11 protein-coding genes are annotated in these 19,871 nt (G+C 68.3%); 7 read left to right on the forward strand and 4 right to left on the reverse strand.

What is annotated here, in order from left to right:
- Positions 1-29 precede the first annotated feature (29 nt).
- Positions 30-1,337 (reverse strand): GH1 family beta-glucosidase, encoded by a 1,308-nt coding sequence (locus tag DZC73_RS28125; protein ID WP_124543720.1) that lies wholly within the window; start codon positions 1,335-1,337, stop codon positions 30-32.
- A 293-nt stretch (positions 1,338-1,630) separates the two neighbouring features.
- On the opposite strand from DZC73_RS28125, the gene DZC73_RS28130 reads away from it, so the two are divergent.
- Together DZC73_RS28130 and DZC73_RS28135 are read left to right on the forward strand one after the other, a co-directional pair.
- On the forward strand, positions 1,631-4,843 hold the full coding sequence (locus tag DZC73_RS28130; protein ID WP_124543721.1) for a glycoside hydrolase family 3 N-terminal domain-containing protein: 3,213 nt from the start codon (positions 1,631-1,633) through the stop codon (positions 4,841-4,843).
- Between the two features lie 159 nt (positions 4,844-5,002).
- Positions 5,003-6,190 (forward strand): diguanylate cyclase domain-containing protein, encoded by a 1,188-nt coding sequence (locus tag DZC73_RS28135; protein ID WP_124543722.1) that lies wholly within the window; start codon positions 5,003-5,005, stop codon positions 6,188-6,190.
- On the opposite strand, the gene pdxR is transcribed toward DZC73_RS28135, so the two are convergent.
- The gene (gene pdxR, locus DZC73_RS28140; RefSeq protein ID WP_124543723.1) at positions 6,172-7,647 is read right to left on the reverse strand and encodes a MocR-like pyridoxine biosynthesis transcription factor PdxR; all 1,476 of its coding nucleotides are present in this window, start codon (positions 7,645-7,647) and stop codon (positions 6,172-6,174) included. The two genes, DZC73_RS28135 and pdxR, sit on opposite strands and share 19 nt — an antisense overlap.
- A 95-nt stretch (positions 7,648-7,742) precedes the next feature.
- Between pdxR and DZC73_RS28145 the strand changes: the two genes are divergently transcribed.
- On the forward strand, positions 7,743-8,414 hold the full coding sequence (locus DZC73_RS28145) for a pyridoxamine 5'-phosphate oxidase family protein (protein WP_124543724.1): 672 nt from the start codon (positions 7,743-7,745) through the stop codon (positions 8,412-8,414).
- A 12-nt stretch (positions 8,415-8,426) separates the two neighbouring features.
- On the opposite strand, the gene DZC73_RS28150 is transcribed toward DZC73_RS28145, so the two are convergent.
- Positions 8,427-9,206, reverse strand: a complete 780-nt coding sequence (locus DZC73_RS28150) for a crotonase/enoyl-CoA hydratase family protein (protein ID WP_124543725.1) — start codon at positions 9,204-9,206, stop codon at positions 8,427-8,429.
- Positions 9,207-9,265: 59 nt separating this feature from the next.
- Between DZC73_RS28150 and DZC73_RS28155 the strand changes: the two genes are divergently transcribed.
- The 4 genes from DZC73_RS28155 to DZC73_RS28170 all read left to right on the forward strand — a co-directional run bounded on the left by DZC73_RS28155 (position 9,266) and on the right by DZC73_RS28170 (position 13,767).
- A complete protein-coding gene (locus DZC73_RS28155; RefSeq protein ID WP_124543726.1) occupies positions 9,266-9,838 on the forward strand; it encodes a flavin reductase family protein in 573 nt (190 codons plus the stop codon).
- An 80-nt stretch (positions 9,839-9,918) separates the two neighbouring features.
- Positions 9,919-12,300: a penicillin-binding protein 1A gene (locus DZC73_RS28160; RefSeq protein ID WP_124543727.1), complete on the forward strand. Its 2,382-nt coding sequence runs from the start codon at positions 9,919-9,921 to the stop codon at positions 12,298-12,300.
- Positions 12,301-12,337: 37 nt separating this feature from the next.
- Entirely contained in the window at positions 12,338-13,132 is a 795-nt protein-coding gene (locus DZC73_RS28165) for an SDR family NAD(P)-dependent oxidoreductase (protein WP_124543728.1), read from the forward strand.
- 152 nt (positions 13,133-13,284) lie between these two features.
- The gene (locus DZC73_RS28170) at positions 13,285-13,767 is read left to right on the forward strand and encodes an FxDxF family PEP-CTERM protein (RefSeq protein ID WP_407924137.1); all 483 of its coding nucleotides are present in this window, start codon (positions 13,285-13,287) and stop codon (positions 13,765-13,767) included.
- 12 nt (positions 13,768-13,779) lie between these two features.
- Here DZC73_RS28170 and DZC73_RS28175 read toward each other — a convergent pair whose 3' ends face one another.
- Positions 13,780-19,752, reverse strand: coding sequence for a DUF7379 domain-containing protein (locus DZC73_RS28175; protein ID WP_124543729.1), 5,973 nt, complete (start codon positions 19,750-19,752; stop codon positions 13,780-13,782).
- Positions 19,753-19,871: the final 119 nt, after the last annotated feature.

Raw genomic sequence — 19,871 nt, forward strand, 5'->3', positions numbered from 1 at the left:
CCTGGTCTTGGTCAGTGTGTCATGCGCGTTCAGTCGCGCTGTGCGAGAAATTCCTTCAGCGCGAGTGCGCTGTCCTTCAAGGTGCGCACTTGCGTGCCGTAATCGACGTGAACGATGCCGAAGCGCTTCTCGTAGCCATAGGCCCACTCGAAGTTGTCCATCAGCGACCACACGAAATAGCCGCGCACGTCCACGCCTTGCTTCATCGCCTCGTCGATGGCCGCGAAATGCCGGCCCAGGTAGCGCATGCGCTGCTCGTCGCGCACGCGGCCTTCGGTCACCCGGTCGTCGCTGGCCATGCCGTTCTCGGTGATGTAGATGGGCGGCAGCTCGGGGTAGCGGTTCTTGAATTCCACCAGCAGGTCGCGCAGGCCGTCGGGGTAGACCTCCCAGCCCATCTGCGTGCGTTCCACGTTCGGCAGCGGCTTTTCCTTGAAGCCGCGCTGCGCGTCGGCCTCCACCACCTGGCGGAAGTAGTAGTTGATGCCGACGAAGTCCATCGGCGCGCGGATGATGTCCATGTCGCCGACGCGGATGGGCGCCTTGGCCTGGGGCCACAGCTGCTCCAGCTCCACCGGGTATTCGCCCTTGAACAGCGGGTCCAGCACCCAGAGGTTGCCGTTGGCATGGGCCAGCCGCGCGGCGTTCAGGTCGGCGGCGCTGTTCGAGGCCGGCGTCACCGCGTTCACGTTGGCCACCAGGCCCACCGGCGCACGGTCGTTGGCGCGCAGCGCGGACACCGCCAGGCCGTGGCCCAGCAGCAAGTGGTGCATGGCTTCCACCGCGTAGCTGGTGTTGGTCAGGCCCGGGGCGTGGCGTCCCTCGGCGTAACCCAGGTAGGCGGAGCAATAGGGCTCGTTGAGCGTCATCCAGCCGCGGATGCGGCCGGCGAAGAGCCGGCTCATGCGGTCGGCATAGTCGGCGAAGCGGTAGGCGGTGTCGCGGTTGAGCCAGCCGCCGCGGTCCTGGAGGTGCTGCGGCAAGTCCCAGTGGTAGAGGGTGGCGTAGGGCTGGATCCTCAGTTCATCCAGCGTGTCCAGCAGGCGGCGGTAGAAGTCCACGCCGCGCGGGTTGATGTGGCCGTGCTCGTCCATGACGCGTGGCCAGGCAATGGAGAAGCGGTAGGCGCCGAAGCCCAGGTTGGACAGCGTGGCGAAGTCCGACGCGTAGCGGTGGTAGTGGTCGCAGGCGACCTCGCCGGTGTCGCCGTTGGCCACGCGCCCGGGGGTGGCGCAGTAGGTGTCCCAAATGCAGGGCAGGCGGCCATCCACCTTCGAGGCACCCTCGATCTGGAACGACGCCGTGGCGGCGCCGAAGAGGAAATCCTTGCGCCACATGGCCGATCCGGCCGGCGGGGCGACGAGCTGTACATCTGAGGACAAAGCAGGAGCCTTTCTGGAACCGTTTCCAATCCAGTTGAATTGTCCTGAGTGCACCGGCAGCCCGGATCGGGAATAACCCTTGGATTTGTTCACGTTTTGTTAAGACTCTCGGATAGCAATTGCAGCGCCAACTTTAATGAGTATTTAACCTAGTGGAAAGGAATTGATAAGGTCTCCTAGAGTGCGCGCTCCGCGCATGGAATCGGTTCCATGTGCCGGCACACCCCGACAACGAGAGAGGAGACGACATGAAGAAGTGGCTGACACTGGGTGCCGCGGGCCTGGTGCTGGCGCTGCATGGATGCGGCGGCAGCGACAAGGATCCCGAGCCCGCCAAGCCGACGGCGCTGGACGACTGGCCGCGCGTGAAAAGCTCGATCGCGCAGGACAGCTCGCAGGAGTCGCAGATCAAGAGCATCGTGGCCAACATGACGCTGGCGCAGAAGGTCGGGCAGATGACCCAGCCCGACATCCGCAGCATCACGCCGGACCAGGTCAAGCAGTACTACATCGGCTCGGTGCTCAACGGCGGCGGCGCCTGGCCGGGCAACAAGAAGAACGCGAGCGTGGCCGACTGGCTGGCCCTGGCGGACGCCTACTGGCAGGCGTCCATGGACTCCGACATGGCGGTGAAGATTCCCGTCATCTGGGGCACGGACGCCGTGCACGGGCACGGCAACGTCTACGGCGCGACGCTCTTCCCGCACAACATCGGCCTGGGCGCGGCGAATGACCCGGACCTGGTCGAGCGCATCGGCGCGGCGGTGGCCAAGCAGGTGGTGTCCACCGGCATCGACTGGACCTTCGCGCCCACGCTGGCCGTGGTCCGCGACGACCGCTGGGGCCGCACCTACGAAGGCTTCTCGGAGGACCCTGAGATCGTCGGCAGCTACGGTGGTCGCTACACCACGGGCCTGCAGGGCAATTTCGCGGCATCGGGCCGGCCCACGGTGGTCGCCACCGCCAAGCACTTCATGGGCGACGGCGGCACCGACCAGGGCAAGGACCAGGGCGAGAACAAGTCCAGCCTGAACGACATGATGAACATCCATGGCGCGGGCTACTACAGCGCGCTGGCCGCGGGTGCGCAGACGGTGATGGCGTCCTTCAACAGCTGGACCTTCAAGGGCACCACCAAGGACGGCGTGTCGCTGGACTTCGACAACGCCAAGATGCACGGGAACCAGTACCTGCTGACCGACGTGCTCAAGGGCAAGATGGGCTTCGACGGCCTGGTGGTGTCGGACTGGAACGGCATCGGCCAGGTGAAGTACAAGGACTCCACCGGCGCGACCAAGCAGTGCACGAACTCCTCGTGCCCGCCGTCCATCAATGCCGGCGTGGACCTCATCATGGTGCCCGACGACTGGAAGGCGTTCATCACGAACACCATCGCGTCGGTGAATGCCGGTGAGATCCCGATGTCGCGCATCGACGACGCAGTGACGCGCATCCTGCGCGTGAAGCTGCGTGCCGGTCTGTTCACGGTGGAGGGCGGTGCGAGCGTGTCGGTGAAGCCCTCGCTGCGCCCGGGCGCAGGCGATGCCACCGCCCTCGTGCACCGCGAGCTGGCCCGCGAGGCCGTGCGCAAGTCCCTCGTTCTGCTGAAGAACGACGGCGGCGTGCTTCCGCTCAAGCGTGGCGAGAAGATCCTCGTCGTGGGACGCAGCGCCGACAGCATGTCCAACCAGACGGGCGGCTGGTCGCTCACCTGGCAAGGCACGTCCAACACCAACGCCGACTTCCCGAACGGCGACACGGTGCTGGCCGGCATCAAGGAAGCGGCCGGCGACGCCAACGTCACCTATGCGCTGGATGCCAGCAACGCCACGCTCACCGACTACAAGGCGGTGATCGCGGTGATCGGCGAGACGCCTTATGCCGAGGGCGCCGGCGACATCGGCAAGACCGGCACGCTGGAGCATGCCAAGCGCTACCCCGCCGACCTGGCGCTGCTCGAATCCCTCAAGGGCAAGGGCGTGCCGGTGGTGACGGTGCTGATGAGCGGCCGCCCGCTGTGGGTCAACCGCGAGATCAACCGCAGCGATGCCTTCGTCGCGGCCTTCCTGCCGGGCACCGAAGGCAAGGGCGTGGCCGACGTGCTGTTCCGCAAGGCCGACGGCACGGTGAACAACGACTTCCAGGGCAAGCTGTCCTACTCGTGGCCGAAGTCCGCCTGCCAGGTGCCGCTCAACAAGGGAGACGCCAGCTACGACCCGCTGTTCGCCTACGGCTACGGCCTGACCTACGCCACCCCCGGCACCACCGTGGGCAACGCGCTGGACGAGACCGCACCGACGCTGGGCTGCGGCCAGAGCGCCAACACCGGTCCGGCTGCCACCGATCCGCTGGAGGTGTTCACGCAGGTCGAGAACCCGACCTTCCCGCTGTTCATCGGTTCCTCGCCGAACTGGATGATCCCGGTGGGCTCGGACCTGAACGCCGTGCTGACGACGCAAGACAGCACCCTGACGCTGGAGACCACCCAGGTCAACGTGCAGCAGGACGCGAAGAAGGTCACCTGGACGGGCCTGGCCGAGTTCAAGGCCATGGCCGCCGACCCGGCCTCGACCAGCACGAAGTTCCCGCAGAACCTGGAAAGCTACGTCCACCCCGACGCCAAGGCCGTGCTCGCCTTCGACGTGGTGGTGCACCAGGCGCCCGCGGGCAGCGTGAAGATCCGCGTCGACTGCGGCTACCCCTGCCGCGGGGAACTGGACGGTACCGCGGTGCTGAGCGCGCTACCCGCCAACACGAAGACGACGGTGAAGATCCCGCTGTCGTGCTTCGCCGATGCCGGGGCGGACTTCTCTGCCATCGACACGGCGTTCCTGGTGCAGACGGACAAGCCCTTCAGCGCCAGCTTCGCCCGCATTCGCTGGGTGGTCGGTGCCACGGGTGATTCCGACACGCACACCTGCGCGGAATTCGTGCCGCCGCCCCCACCGGCCATCGACCCGTTGCCGGGCCCGAGCGTCACTTTGCTGGGATCCTCCGGCCTGTTCGCCGACCTGGCAGCGGGCACCTGGTCGAGCAACGGCACGCACGTCACCGCCAACGTCGCCAACGGCGTGGCCGACCTGCAGTTCGCGGCCGACGGCGGCAACGGCATCTTCACCTTGCGCGGCAGTGCCATCAACCTGAGCAACTATGCCGCGGGCAAGCTGCAGTTCGACGTGGCGGTGAGCAGTTACGGCACCAACACCAAGGGCCTGGCGATCAAGATGGAGAGCCCGGGCGACGGCTGCCGCAACGTGGACTACGTCATTCCCGATGCGCAAAAGCCGCCGGCCGACGGGCAATTCCACACCGTCACGCTGAACGTGGCCGACGTGGCGGGCACGAAAAACGCGGCATGTTTCACGCTGGAGAACATCGTGATCCCGTTCGGCATCTTCCCGGTGTGGGACGACCAGCAGGGCGTGAACTTCCAGGTGAAGAACGTTCAGCTATTGCAATGAGCATGGCCAGGAGAGCGCACTGAATCTCTTGTTTCCGTGCGTGTCTCGTTGATGAGGCACCGAGCGCTGCGGGCGCCGGTGCCTCTTTTTTCATTTCCGCGCTTCAGAACGGTGCGGGCTTGCCGATAACCGAACCAATCCCCGTTACTTGTTCATTGTGTGAAGTTCCTGCACGAAAACAAGGTCGGCTTCATCCTCCTCGGATGCGGCCTGCTGCTGCTCGCTGCGCTGGGCGGCGGCTTCTACCTTCAATTGCTCAACGACATGGCCGAAGAAAGCCGGCATGTGTCGGCTCGGCGCATGCTGGCCCTGGAAGAAACCCTGACCAGCCTGCAGGACGTGCGCATCCACCAGGGGTCTTACCTCATCACTGGCAAGGAAGCCTACCGCGAGATGTTCGACCAGTCGCGCGAGCAGCTGGCGCAGAACGTGGCACAGCTGGAACGGCTGTATGCCGGCGATGACGAGCACAACGCCCGCGTCATTCGCGAGCTCAAGCGCCTCTACGGCCTCAAGGTGAAGGAACTGCTTGCGGCGACCGAGCTGCAGCGCGACAGCGGCTTCGACGTGGCGCGTGCCATGTTCATGTCGCGCAACAACGACGACTTCGGCGTGGGCATCCGCATCCTCATCGAGCACCTGAAGCAGCGCGACGTGGAGGCCGCAGAAGCCACCAACCAGCTCATCGGCCGCCAGCACATGCAGTTGCTGTCGGCGGCGGCGGGCGTGTTCCTGCTGGCCGTGCTGTGCGGCGCCCTGACCCATGTGTCGCTCAAGCGCGAGGTGCGGCAACGCCGCGATCTCTCGGAGAAGCTGGAGCACGAGGCCACGCACGACGCGCTGACCGGCCTGCCCAACCGCCGTTCCTTCATGCACGAGCTGGATCGTGCGCTGTCGCGTGCCCAGCGCAGCGGGCACATGCTGGCCATCCTCTTCATCGACCTGGACGGCTTCAAGCGCATCAACGACGACCTGGGGCACCACACCGGCGACGAACTGCTCAAGCACGTGGCGCACCAGTTCGAGGGCAGCCTGCGCAAGTCCGACCTGGTGGCACGGCTGGGCGGCGACGAGTTCGCGGTGATCGCCGATGCGAGCAACTGCGATTCCCTAGAGCAACTGGCGCAGCGCCTGATCGCGACGGTGTCGGTGCCGCTGATCGAAGGCCACGAGGACCAGCGGATCTCCGCGAGCATCGGGCTGGCCTTCTACCCGGTGGATGCGGTGGACGGCACGGCCTTGCTCAGCGAGGCGGACGCGGCGATGTACCGCGCCAAGCGCCAGGGCAAGGGGCGTGTGGCGCGGGTGGAGCACCACGGCGAACTGCCTCAGCTGGTGCGAGCCTGAGCACCGGCGGTCGCCTTCACGACGGCGGCCAGTTCGCGCACGCACCGGTCGGCGTCTTCGGATGCGAGCCGGCCATAGCCCAGCACCAACCCGTTCAGCGGCCGCGCGTGGCCCACCGCATAGTTCGACAAGGCCCGCGGCGCCAGGCCGGCTCGCCACGCGGCCTGCACCACGGCCTGATCCGGCACCGCCTGCGGCAGGGCCAGCGCGAGGTGCATGCCGCCGTGGCCGGGCGAGAGCATCAGGGGCAACGGCCAATGGCGTTCCAGCGCCTCGCGCAAGGCGTGCTCGCGCTCGGCGTACAGCCCGCGCATGCGGCGCAGGTGGCTGGTGTAGTCGCCTTCCTGGATGAATGCAGCCAGCGCCTCCTGATCGGCAGGCCGGCCCAGCACCAGCCGACGGCCCAGCGCGGGCAGCACCTGCGGCAAGGCGGCCTGCGGCAGCACCATGAAGCCCAGCCTCAGCGCGGGGAACAGCGTCTTGCTGAAGGTGCCCATGTAGATCACCGGCGCATCCGGCGCGAGCCCATGCATGGCAGCGAGCGGCACCCCGCGGCAGAACTCGCTGTCGTAGTCGTCTTCCAGCACCCAGGCGCCGGCCGAGCGGGCGTTCTCGATGAGCGAGAGCCGCCTCGGCAGGGAGAGCACCACGCCCAGCGGGTACTGGTGCGACGGAGTGGCATAGACCAGTCGAGGCGGGCTGCGCTTCCACAGCGCATCGGGCGGCGCGATGCCATGGGCATCCACCGGCACGGGGACGAGCGAGAGCCCGGCGTCCATGAACGCTGCCCGTGCGCCCATGTAGCCCGGATGCTCCATCCACACCCGTTCGCCGCGCTCGGCCAGCAGGTGCGCGCACAGCGCCAGGCTCTCGCTGGTGCCGCTGGTGATCACCACCTGTTCGGCATCGCAGTGCACCCCCCGCGAGGCGTGCAGGTAGGCCGCAATCGCCGCGCGCAGCACCGGCTCGCCGGACGACGGGTTGCCGCTCAGCGTGCCGGTGTCCACGGATTTCCAGGCCTGCACGATGCGGCGCTGCCAGCGTGCCAGCGGGAATTCTTCCAGCGCCGGCTCGCCGGGCATGAACGGTGCCTGGTTCTCGGCATGGCCGTCGGGACCCGGCCGATGCGGCGTGCCGCGGCGTGACAGCGGCGGCAGTGCCGACGCTGCGGCCCTGGACGACGCATGCCGAGCCGCCGCGGGCAGGTGGCTCACGACCGTGCCTTGCCGGTCGGCCAGCACATAGCCTTCGGTGGCGAGTTCTTCGTAGGCGTGCAGCACCGTGTTGCGGCCGCAGCGCAGCTCGCGCGCCAGCACGCGCGAGGCGGGCAGCACGCTGCCGGCCTTGAGCGTGCCGTCGAGCACGGCGGCCTTGAGCGCATCGCACAGCTGCCGGCGCAGCGTGCCCGTGTTGCCGTGGGCCAGCTTCGGCTTGAGCAGCAAGGCCAGGTCGATCATCGTGGCTCCATCTGATTTGTGGATTGTGGCTCTATGGAAGGAGCCACGATCATCCTACGCTACAGGCATCGATCCATTCACTGCCTGCCCGAACCATGAGCCAGAACTTGCCGCCCTCCGACCGCAGCCGCGTGCGCCGCGTCGCCGACCGCGGGCGCTATGACCACGAGACTGTCCACTCCATCGTCGACGCCGCCTACCTCTGCCACGTCGCGTTTGCCGACGAGCATGGTGTGCACTGCATTCCCACGGCCTGCTGGCGCGAGGGTGAATACCTCTACATCCACGGCTCCAACGGCAGTCGCATGCTCAAGGCGCTGACCGGGCAGGGCGCCTGCGTGACCATCACCCACCTGGATGGCCTGGTGCTGGCGCGCTCGGCCTTCCACCACTCGATGAACTACCGCTCGGTGGTCGTGCACGGCCGTTTCGAGGTGGTGCCTGCCGAGCACAAGGCCGAGTCGATGAACCGCTTCATGGACCACATCGCCGAAGGCCGCCGCCACGAGGCGCGTCCGGGCGATGCGAACGAGCTGGCGGCCACCACCCTGCTGCGCATCCCGTTGGCCGAGTCGTCAGCCAAGATCCGCACCGGTGGCCCCAAGGACGATGCGGCGGACATGTCGCGCGAGGTGTGGGCGGGCGTCCTGCCGCTGACGATGGTGGGCGGCTCGCCGCAGCCGGATGGCGCCGAGCGGCCGGTGCCGGACTACGTGCAGCAGTGGGCGGGCGGCGTGGCGAAGGCGGCGCGGGTCCCGATCGCCTGAATCGCGCAGGCTTCAGCGGGCGGCGCCATGCCGGCCCGCACCGGCCGCGAACCGGGCCGCGCCGGCCAGCCCTTCGGCCTCGACGACGTGGAAGCCTCGGGCGCCTTCCTGTTGCAGCGCAGCGGTCATGGCCAGGTCCCACTGCGCGTAGGCCGAGGCGCGGTCGGCCAGCATGCAGGCCTGCGGAAAGGCGGCGATCTGCGCCGCCAGCGCCTGGGCTTGCTGCAAGGCGCCGCCGTCGTCCACGACGCGGTTCACGAGGCCCATCGCCAACGCTTCCTGCGCGTCCACCGCGCGGCCGGTGAGGATCAGGTCCAGCGCCCGCCCCATGCCCACCAGGCGCGGCAGCCGCACCGTGCCGCCGTCGATCAGCGGCACGCCCCAGCGGCGGCAGAACACGCCGAAGACGGCGCTGCGGGCGGCGACACGCAGGTCGCACATCAGGGCGAGTTCCAGGCCGCCCGCGACCGCGTAGCCTTCCACCGCGGCGATGACGGGCTTGCTCAGGCTCATCCGCGTCGGACCCATCGGCCCCGCGGCTGCTCCTGTGGATTCGATGGTGTTTCGCGTGGCGGGGTCGGCCATGGCCGCCAGGTCCGCACCGGCGCAGAAGTGGCCGCCGCGTCCCGTCAGCACCGCGACCTTGAGCGAGGCATCGCCTTCGAATCGCTCGAAGGCCGCGAGCAGCGCGGACGCCGTCGGGCCATCCACCGCATTGCGCTTGTCCGGCCGGTCCAGGCTGATGGTCGCGACCGGGCCGTCGCTGTCGAAGTGCACGCTGCTCGCATCCATGTTGTCTCCTTCGGGCTTCGGCGAGGCAAGGTCAAGGCCGTGCCGATAGACTGCTCCGCATGAAGCAATCCGTCGCACTTTCACATGCCAGCCGACTGGTCAACCATGGTCCCACAGTGCTCATCACCACGGCGCATGAAGGGCGCCGCAACGTGATGGCCGCGGCCTGGTCGATGCCGGTGGAGTTCACGCCGCCGCGCCTGGCGGTGGTCATCGACAAGAAGACGCTGACCCGCGAGATGGCCGTGGCCAGCGGACGCTTCGCGGTCAACATCCCCGGCCGCGCGCTGGCCGATCTCACCTTCGCCGTGGGCAGCGTGTCGGGTCGCGAGGTCGACAAGTTCGAGCACTTCCGCATCGCGTCCTTCGAAGGCGCCATGCCGGGCCTGCCGCTCATCGACGGATGCTCTGCGTGGCTCGAATGCCGCCTCATCCGCGAGCCGCATTCGGAGGACGCCTACGACACCTGCTTCTGCGAAGTCACAGCCGCCTGGGCGGACGACCGCATCTTCGTCAATGGCCGGTGGTCGTTCCGCGAAGACAACGTGGACCTGCATTCGCTGCATCACCTGGGAGCGGGCAACTTCGCCTGTGCCGATCAGGTCGTGCAGGCCAGGAACGTGGCCGCCTGAAAGCCATCGGGCATCCCCAAAGAGGGGGAGTGCCTGCACTTTGTGACGGCCGTGCCATCGTCCCGGCCTAACATCCGGGCATGAGTTCCACCGATTCCGCCGAGCAGCCGTCAGGCTCGGATCCTGCGCGTCCTTCCCTGCTCAACCTGTCGCCCCGCGGCCAGCGCATCTGGCATTGGGTGAAGATCGCATTGGGCTTCACGCTGGGGGCCGGGCTGTCTTCGGGCATCGTCGCGGCACTCACCATCGTCTTCGTGATGGAGCCCAACCTGCCGGACATCGGCAGCCTCACCGACTACCGCCCCAAGCTGCCCATGCGCATCTTCTCCGCCGACGGCGTGCTGCTGGGCGAATTCGGCGAAGAGCGGCGGCATTTCACGCCCATCGCCGAGATTCCGAAGGTGATGCAGGACGCGATCCTCGCGGTGGAGGATGCGAACTTCCGCAACCACCCGGGCGTGGACGTCAAGGGCGTGATCCGCGCCGGCCTGGCCAGCCTCGTGCGGCCCAAGAGCCAGGGCGCCTCCACCATCACCATGCAGGTGGCGCGCAACTTCTACCTGCCGACCAAGAAGGACTATGTCCGCAAGGTCTACGAGATGCTGCTCGCGCTGAAGATCGAGCGCGAGCTGAGCAAGGAGCAGATCCTCGAGGTCTACATGAACCAGATCTTCCTTGGCCAGCGCGCGCACGGCTTCGCGGCGGCCAGCGAGATCTACCTGGGCAAGCCGATCGCACAGGTCACCCTGGCCGAGGCGGCCATGCTGGCGGTGCTGCCGCAGTCGCCCACGCACGGCAACCCGATCGCCAACCGCAAGCGGGCGGTGGCACGGCAAAAGCACGTGCTCGAGCGCATGGTCAACGCCGGCTTCATCACCACCGCGCAGGCCGAGCAGGCGCTGAAGGAGCCGCTGAGGTTCCGCAAGACGCGCGACGTGCCGCTGCATGCCGAATACGTGGCCGAGACGGCGCGCCAGCTCATCTACGAGCAATACGGCGAAGCGGCCTACTCGCGGGGCCTGGACGTGACGCTGACGGTGGACGGCGCGCAGCAGCTGGCGGCCTACCGCGCGCTGCGCAAGGGCATCATGGACTTCGAACGCCGCCAGCCCTACCGCGGGCCGGAGGCGCACATCGACTTGCCGGCCGACGACGCCGAGCAGGACGCACGCATCGCCGAAGTGCTGGCCGAGCATCCGGACAACGACGAGCTGAAATCGGCGGTCGTGCTGAAGGCTGAACCGCGCAAGGTGGAAGCGCAGCTCGACGACGGCGACACCGTGGAGGTGACCGGCGAGGGCCTGCGGCAGGTGTCGTACGCGCTGTCGGCCAAGGCGCCGGCCCGCCTGCGCATCAAGCCGGGGTCGGTGATCCGCCTCATCAAGGGCCCGAAGGACGACTGGGCGATCACGCACCTGCCGGAGGTCGAAGGTGCCTTCGTGGCCGTGGACCCGGCGACCGGTGCCATCCGCGCGATGGTGGGTGGCTTCGACCACGCGAAGAACCAGTTCAACCACGTCACCCAGGCCTGGCGGCAGCCGGGCTCCAGCATCAAGCCCTTCATCTACTCCGCGGCGCTGGAAAAGGGCATGACGCCCTCGACGCTCATCAACGACGCGCCGCTGGTGTGGGAAGCCGATGCCAACGGCGGGCAGGCTTGGGAGCCGAAGAACTCCGACGGCAAGTTCGACGGCCCCATGACCTTGCGCAATGCGCTGGCGGCGTCCAAGAACATGGTGTCCATCCGCATCCTGCAGACCATGGGCACGCCCTTCGCGCAGGAGTGGCTCACGCGCTTCGGCTTCGATGCGGACAAGCACCCGCCCTACCTCACGATGGCGCTGGGCGCGGGCTCGGCCACGCCCATGCAGGTGGCGTCGGCTTATTCGGTCTTCGCCAACGGCGGCTACCGGCTCGACCCCTTCCTCGTGCAGTCCCTCAGCGACGGCCGCGGGCACAAGCTGGCCGAGTGGAAGCCGCCGGTGGTGGATGACTCCATGCGCGCCATCGACGAGCGCAACGCCTTCATCGTGACCGACCTGCTGCAGGAGGTGACGCGCACCGGCACCGCCGCGCGGGCGCAGGCCACGCTCAAGCGACCCGACATCGGCGGCAAGACCGGCACCACCAACGATGCGGTGGACGCCTGGTTCGCCGGCTTCCAGCACTCGCTGGTGGCCGTGGTGTGGATGGGCTACGACAGCCCGCGCAAGCTCGGCGACCGCGAAAGCGGCGGCGGCCTGTCGCTGCCGGTGTGGCTGGACTTCATGTCCACGGCGCTGAAGAAGGTGCCGGTCTACGAGGCGACACCACCCGAGGGCGTGGTGCGCATCAAGGGCGAGTGGTACTTCGAGGAGAACACCCCGGCCAATGGCATCTCCACCATCGGACTGGAAGAAGGCAAGCCGGCCACGCCGCCGGAGCCGGAGAAGAAGAGCATCCTCGATCTGTTCAAGGGCTGATTGTTCCAGGGCCAAGTGCCGCCATCAGGAGACGCGCATGACCACCGACCTCATCCAGCTTCCCGTCGCCGTGGTCACGGGCGGCGCGCGCGGCATCGGACTGGCCATCGCGCGATGGTTCCTGGCGCATGGGCACCGCGTCGCACTGCTGGACATCGACCAGGAGACATTGCGCCGGACCGACGCGGCGCTGGCGGATGCGGGCCGCGTCCTGTCGATTCACTGCGACGTGTCCCAGCCTGACCAGGTCGACGCGGCCGTCAACCAGGTGGCCGGGCACTTCGGGCGCATCGATGCGCTGGTGAACAACGCCGGCGTGGCCGTCTTCAAGCCGATCGCTCAGGTGAGCTTCGAGGACTGGCGGCACGTGATGTCCACCAACCTGGACGGCGCCTTCCTGTGCACGCAGGCCTGCGCGCCGGTGATGCTGCGCACGGGTGGCGGGGCGGTGGTGAACATCGCCTCCATCTCCGGCCTGCGGGCGAGTACCTTGCGCGTGGCGTACGGCACCAGCAAGGGCGCGCTCATCCACCTCACCAAGCAGCAGGCGGTGGAACTGGGCAACGTGGGCATCCGCGTGAATTGCGTGGCGCCCGGACCGGTGGACACCGAGATGGCCAAGCTGGTCCACAGCGTGGCGATCCGCTCGGACTACTACGACGCCATCCCGCTGAACCGCTACGGCACCACCGAGGAGATCGCCGAGGTGGTGGGCTTCCTGTGCAGCCCGGCAGCCGGCTACGTCAATGGCCAGGTGCTGGCTGCCGACGGCGGTTTCGATGCGGCCGGGGTGGGCCTGCCCACGCTGCGGCGCAACGCCCAGGGTGGCTGACCCGCCCCGCTGACCGCCCGGACCCCGCGATCGAGGGGTCGTTTCCTCCCCCCGAGCCACGGGGGAGGGGCCTTGCCCGCGACACCCTGGTGAACCGAGACTCGCTACATCCAGAAACAAGTCGTTGGGGTGACATGAAGATCGCAAAACTGATGGCCGCTGCCGCGGTCGCCCTGGCCGCCGTGTCCGGCGCGCAAGCCGACACCCTGCGCTTCACCGCCACCAGCGACTCCGCCGGAACGCTGGGCACCCTCGATGCCGACGCATCGGTCTTCGACAGCAGCAACAGCTTCCAGTTCGTCTTCAACACCAGCCTCATCGGCCTGGACTTCACCGACCCGCTGACCCACCTGCACGTGACCACGCTCGGGCCCGGCAGCGAAGGCACGATCTTCGACAGCACCGGCACCCTGCCCACCGTGGTCGGCGGCTTCGGCTTCACCGGCGGCACCGACTTCAGCAACGGCGTATGGATCTACGGCGACTTCGGCGTGCAGGTCGGCGGCACCGACTACTCGGACGTGCACTGGTCCACCACCAAGGTGAGCGCCGTGCCCGAGCCCGAGAGCTACGCGATGATCCTCGCCGGCCTGGGCGTGATGGGCTTCATCGCCCGCCGCCGCCGCGCGGACTGACCGGTCCCGGCGTCACTTCTTCTTGCGCGCCGTCTTCCTGGACGGCGTTGCCTTTTTGGCAGCCGCAACCGGCTTCGCTTTGCCCGCGCGCTTGCGAGGCGCTGGGGGCACCGCCACCTGCGTCGCCACGTCCATGGCCATGTCGTCCACCCGCACCGGCTCTTCATCCGGTGGTGTCACGAGGTTCAGGCGGCTGGCCAGCATCTCGATGCGCGCGCCCACCGAGCGCAGCGGTGGCACCTTGTCGCGCTTCTCGTAGGCACGGTGGAACAGCGCCATCTTGCGGATCTGCTTGACGACGGTGTCGCGTTCCTTGGGTGTCACGAACGACGTGGCCAGCGCTTCCTCGTAGGCATTCACCAGCGCATCCAGCGTGGCCGCGCTGCTTTCGGAGGCATCGACCAGCGAATCGTTGAGCAAGGCGGTGAGCAGCTGCGCGTCCGGCACCATCGTGGAGTTGTAGGCCTCGGGGTCGTCGGCGAAAGCGGCGTTGGCCGCCGCCGCGCAGCGCTGCACGTGCGCCAGGTAGGCGCGGCGCTCCTGTGGCCGGGCGGTGAGCGACCACAGGAACAGCCAGTTCAGCGTCGGGTAGGGGCGGACGATCTTGTCTTCCAGCTTGCTGGCCATGGCCTCGTAGCTGGCGCTGCTGCGCTGCAGTGCATCGCGCATGGCGTCGAAGTCGGCCGCCTTGCCCTGGGGTTCGAGGTAGGCGATGGCGTGCACGGCCGCCTTTCGCTTGTACGCGCTGCCCAGCAGCGCGGAGCGCTCGGCACTGCCCGCGCGCTCCGCCCTCGCGGCGGCCGTGGGTTCATCGCCAGGCACGACGCCGCCGGTGAGCCGCACCAGGTTCTCCAGCCGGTGGATGCCCGAGGCCACCATCTCCGGATCGTGGCTGTCCTCGCCCAGCCGGGTCTCGACATTGGCGAGCTGTTCGATGGCACGCAGCGGCACCTTGCCGTCGTAGTCGGCCGCTGCGATCGCGCGCAGGTACTGCTCGCGTGCCTTGTCGAAGTAGCCTGGGCCCAGGTCGCCGTACACGTCGCCCGCGGCGCTCCACAGGTCGGGGCGCTTGGCCCAGTCCGGCGGGGCGGCGGCCAGCCACTGGCCCACGCGCTCGGCCACCCGCTGCGCCTCCATGCGCGAGATGGTCTCGCCGCTGCGCTGGATGACCTGCTTCTCGCTTTCCAGCTTGTCCAGCAACTCCTCCGGCGCCACGCCACCCCAGGCGGGCTGCAGCCGCGCCAGCGCGACCTCGGTCCTGGGGTCCACCCGCCAGCCGGGGTCGCCGTACGCCTGGTAGGCGCCCCAGGTGATGCTCGCGGGGTATTGCTCCCAGGTCGTGCGGCGCGCGATGAACACCGATTCGCCGAAGCTCAGGTTGTCGGCCAGCAGGCGTTCGTAGAAGGTTTCGGCAAAGAGGCTGGCCGCCGCGTCTTCCACCGCCCAGCCCGCCACCACCACCGCGCGCACGCCGATGTCGATGAGCTGCCGCGCCACGCTGTAGGCCAGCTTGTTGAAGGCCACCGGTGCGCGGTCGATCTTGCCCAGGTGGCAGCAGTTGAGGAACACCAGGTCGGGCACGACCTCCATCGCATCGATCTCGGCGGCGGTGATCATCAGCCCGTCGGACAGCACCACGCCGCAGCGCGCGCGGCCGTCGGTGCTGTCGGTGTACATGCCGTGGCCGGCGATGTGCACGATGCGGTACGGATGCTTGTACAGCCGGTTCACCACCTCGATGGCCCGCTGGTGGCTGCCGATGGTGCGCTCCACGTCGAAGCCGTGGCGCGCCAGTGAATCGGTGACGGTGGTGGCTTCCTTCTCGGCGGCGGGCAGGTCGTCCAGGGAATCGGGGTCGTGCGACTGGGAGTCTGGCCAGTGCGAGAAGAAGCCAGCGGTGGAGGGGTTGCCCACCACGTAGGCGCGCCGCTCCATGGTCTGGTTCACCCGGGTGCGGAACTTCGTCGACGAGAGCTGGCGGATCATCGCCGTGCGCGTGGCCAGCGGCTGGTCGTCGGCCAGCATCAGCTCCCAGGGGAAGTTGGCGGTGTAGCCGTCCAGCACGAAGACCATCTGCTGCATCTGCCGCGCGGCGTCCTTGAAGTCGTGCGGCACGAGCAGCTGGAACAGCGTGCGGCTGAAGTCCGGGTCGTAGGCCATGGACATGATCTGCCGCTCGACCAGCGTCTCCACCAGGCCGGGCTGGCGCTGCTGGACGATGGATTCCGCGCGGGCGCGCTGGCCGACGTAGAGGTAGTGCAGGCGGTCGGCGAGAGCAGTGCGTGCCTGGGGTGCATCGCCGGGCCGTGGGACGATGGGATCGTCTTCCTTGCGGTCGGCGTCGGTGATCATCAGCCGCGGCCAGTAGGTGCCGCCGCGGCCGTCGAACAGCCGCTGGCGCATGCCCTCGCCCTGGTGCAGCAGCGGGTCCACCACGATGCGGCACGACAGGCGCTTGTCCGCATTCAGCGTCTGCGCGATCTCGCGTGCCGAGTACGTGGCGGTGATGGCCGAGTCGAGGTAGACCTCCACGATCTCCAGGCAGGCGATGCGCAGCTTGGAGCCGGTGGTCTGCGCGAAATGCTGGTTGGCCTCGACGGTGGCGCGGATCAGCGCCAGCACCGAATCAGCGATGGTGAGGTTGGCCGAGGAGTTGTAGCCGATGAGCAGGCTCGCGAGCTTCACGCCCTCGGCCTTCTCGGTGCCCGCGGCCACTGCGCCGCTGTCCATCACATGCACCAGGTAGCGCAGGCAGGCGGTGCGCAGGGCCTCTGTGAGGCTGCCCACCGTGAGCGAGCCGTCGTACTTGCCCAGGCCGGCCACCACGGCGCCGCGCATGCTGCCGCGCTGCTTCTCCTGGGCGCTGCTGTGCATCATCACGCAGCTCGCCGTGCCAATGGCGCCGGCATACAGGCCCAGGTGGTGCCGCACGGTGAGCTCGCCGTGCACGAGGTTCTTGTCGATCAGCGCCTCGGGGCCCGAGATCGCATCCTGCTCGTAGTGGCCGACCATCAAGGGCTGCGTCACCTGGCGCAGGTCCATGGCGCGCACGCGCACGCCCAGCACGTCCTGGCGGCGGGCGCGCGAACGCACCCGCTTGCCGGCGCCGAAGAGGCCGGCCGCGGCTTCGCTGTCGGTGGGGTAGGGCGTGGGGCCGGCGTCGTAGGAGGCCACGGTGGGCGCGGCATCGGCGCCGCGCACCGCGGGTGGCGTGGTCATCAGCTGCCCGCCTTCCCCGTGGTCCACCAGGCTGGCGATGGACTCGAAGTATTCCTCGGTGTCGGCCAGCGCGCCGTGTTCCGCCGGCATGTAGAAGAACTGGCCGATGCCGTCGATGCGGCCCGAATCCCAGGTGACGGATCCGTCGCCGTGCGGCGTGCCGAGCATCTTCCATCGGTCGCCTTCGCGCACGACGCCACAAGGCGTCTTGGCCGCGCAGCCGAAGACGTAGGCCACCTTCTTCTCATGCTTGGTGGGCAGCGCGGGCGGCACGCGCCGGTCCTGCAGCCACAGCCACTGGCCCTGCTTGAGCATTGCGGCCGAGGGCAGCGCGCCGATGCCGTCGCCGAACCAGAAGTCGCGCATGTCCTTCTTGAAGCTGCCCCAGGTGGCGGGCTCGAAGTATTCCGGCGTGCTGTCGTTGCCCGTGTCCTTGAAGCCCGGCTTGGGCAGCAGCTGCAAGGCGCCGGGGAAGCTGGCGATGATGTCCACCACCTCCTGCAGGTCGTGCGCGGTGTCCAGGATGCCCAGCTTGCGCACGGTCTCGGACTTGCCGATCAGCGCCTCCACCATCAGGTGCGAGCCTTGGTGGGGCGTGCCCAGCATCACCAGCCGCGCTCCGTCGCGGCCCATCACTTCATCCCAGAGCTCGGGGTATTTGTGGATCAGCGCGCGCACCACCAACCCGCCCATGCTGTGGGCCAGCAGGCGCACCGGCTGCATCGGCGCCTTGGTGGCGTCCAGCTGCTGGCGCAGCACGGCGGCGAGCCGGTCGGCCAGCACGTCCATCGGCTGGCGCCAGTCGTAGGGGAAGGGCACGACGCGCTGGCTGCCTTCGAGGTACTTCTGCAGGTCGCCGTAGAACTGCGCGAAGAGGGCTTCGGCTTCCACCGTGTCCTTCTTGCTGCCCACGGTCTGCAGCTTGGCCAGCCCGCCCACGGCCAGCGAGGCGATGTTGAACCACACCCGTTCGCGGCCCGCCAGGCGCAGGTGCGTGCCCATGATGCCCGGCAGCAGAATGGTGACCGGCATGGGCGCGGTGGGCGGCAGCGCGCCGCGTGCACGCACGGGCGCGGCGACGCTGTCGTCCACGCCGCGCAGAGGCCGGAAGGCTTCCACCGAGTCGACCGAAGGCTCCAGCAGCCAGCTGCGCAATGCATTGCGCGTCGCATCGTTGGTGAAGTAGCGGAAGTGGTTGACCTCCGGCCCCTGGTCGAAGAGCACGCGGGTGGTTTCGGGCCGCGCGATGCCGGCGGTCATGGCATCGGTGTCGACCACCAGGTCGTTGTCGACATTGCCGAAGAAGGTGAAGTCGGTGAACAGCACGCCCAGCCGCTTGAGCCAGCCGCCGCCCTCGATGTCACCGCTGATGACCGCCAGCTTGATGCCGTCCTGCGGCGTCGCGCGGGCGAGGAAGCGCGCCATCGGCGAACCCGGCAGCATCGCCTCGATGCCCGGCACGAGGTTGGGCTTGGTGCGGTTCTTCGCGACCTCCAGCACCACGCGCTTGAAGGCCGAGTAGATGGGGTTTCCCTTGAACGCCGGCACCCAGCCCATGAGCGACAGCAGCGACGACAGGAACACATCGAAGTTGCCGCTGGCCAGCCGCGTGCCCCGCGCAGGCGAGGCCACGCGTACGTAGCGCTCGACGCGGATCTTCTTGCGAGCCAGTTCCGCCGCCAGCTCGTGCAGGGCGCTGCGTTGCTCGGCGTAGGCGCGGGTCAGCTCGGTGCGCAGGCGTTCGCGCTCGGCGGGGTCGGCTTCGCCCAGCTGGGCGTTGTCCAGCGCGTAGCCGTCGATCAGGTCATCGAAGTGATCGAGGCACATCAGGTCGCCGACCAGCCCGCCGCGCGAGTGGGTGACGATGTGCAGCTTGGCGCCTTCGGGCAGTGCGCGTGCCAGCTGCAGCGCGTTTTCGGCCGGACTCTCCGACAGCGTCCGGTGCTCGAAGGCCAGCACCCGGTCGCCGTAGCGGTCCTCGAAGTTGCGCCAATAGGCCGGTGATGCGCCTTGCAGCGCATCGAAGCTTCCGCTGGTGCTGGAGCCGGTGCCATGGATCATCACCAGGAAGGGCCCGGCAGGTGCCAGGGCAGCCAGTTGCCGATCGCCGGATTCGAAGCGCTGCACCAGCTCGCCGTTGACCCAGCGGTACAGGCCGGGCTCACGCTTGAGCCGGCTTTCGATGGCCCACATCAGCGCCTTGGTGCCCAGCCAGCTCACGCCCAGCTCGGCGTACTGCTCGATCTTGTCTTCCGCCTTCTGCCCCAGCCATTCGCAGGCCTTGCGCTTGGCCGCGTCGATGATGGGGTCGGCGGCATGGCCGACGGTCACGGTGTAGATCTGCGAGACGATGGAGTTCAGGCCCTCGGCCATCGCATCGCCCAGTGCGCCTCGCATGGACGCGCCGCGTTCGCGCAAGGCGGTGTCGAAGACGATGGCGCCATCGGCATCGATGGCATTGGGATCGACCCGCTTCAGGGTGTCGCGCAGGTTCTGCGCATGGGTGATGACGGTGACGCCCTCGGGGAGTTCCATGACCACCACCTGGTTGGCGGTGGACGGCACGTCGCGAGGCACGTGGCCGGCCTCGCTGGAACGTGCGCTGGTGGAGAGGTCGTAGGCCCGGTCCACCTTGAGCAGGCCGCGCGGCAGGAAGGGATCGTCCTGTGCGACGGTGGCCGATCGCTGGCTGCTTTCGAAGACACGAGGCAGGCGCTCCGGCGGCAGGGGCGCGCCGCGCAGCTTCAGGGTCACGGGGTCTGCCATGTTGTCTCCCGGCTGGGCCGCGTTGCTCTTGGGACGCGCGCCAGTACAGCACAGGGGTGGGTGGGGCTCAATCCCCAGGATTGCTGAGTGTCGGGTGGTTCCGCGGCAGGCGGCATGGG

Origin of the sequence: Rhizobacter terrae (genome assembly GCF_003852895.1) — a bacterium.
In the GTDB taxonomy this organism is placed as follows: domain Bacteria; phylum Pseudomonadota; class Gammaproteobacteria; order Burkholderiales; family Burkholderiaceae_C; genus Albitalea; species Albitalea terrae.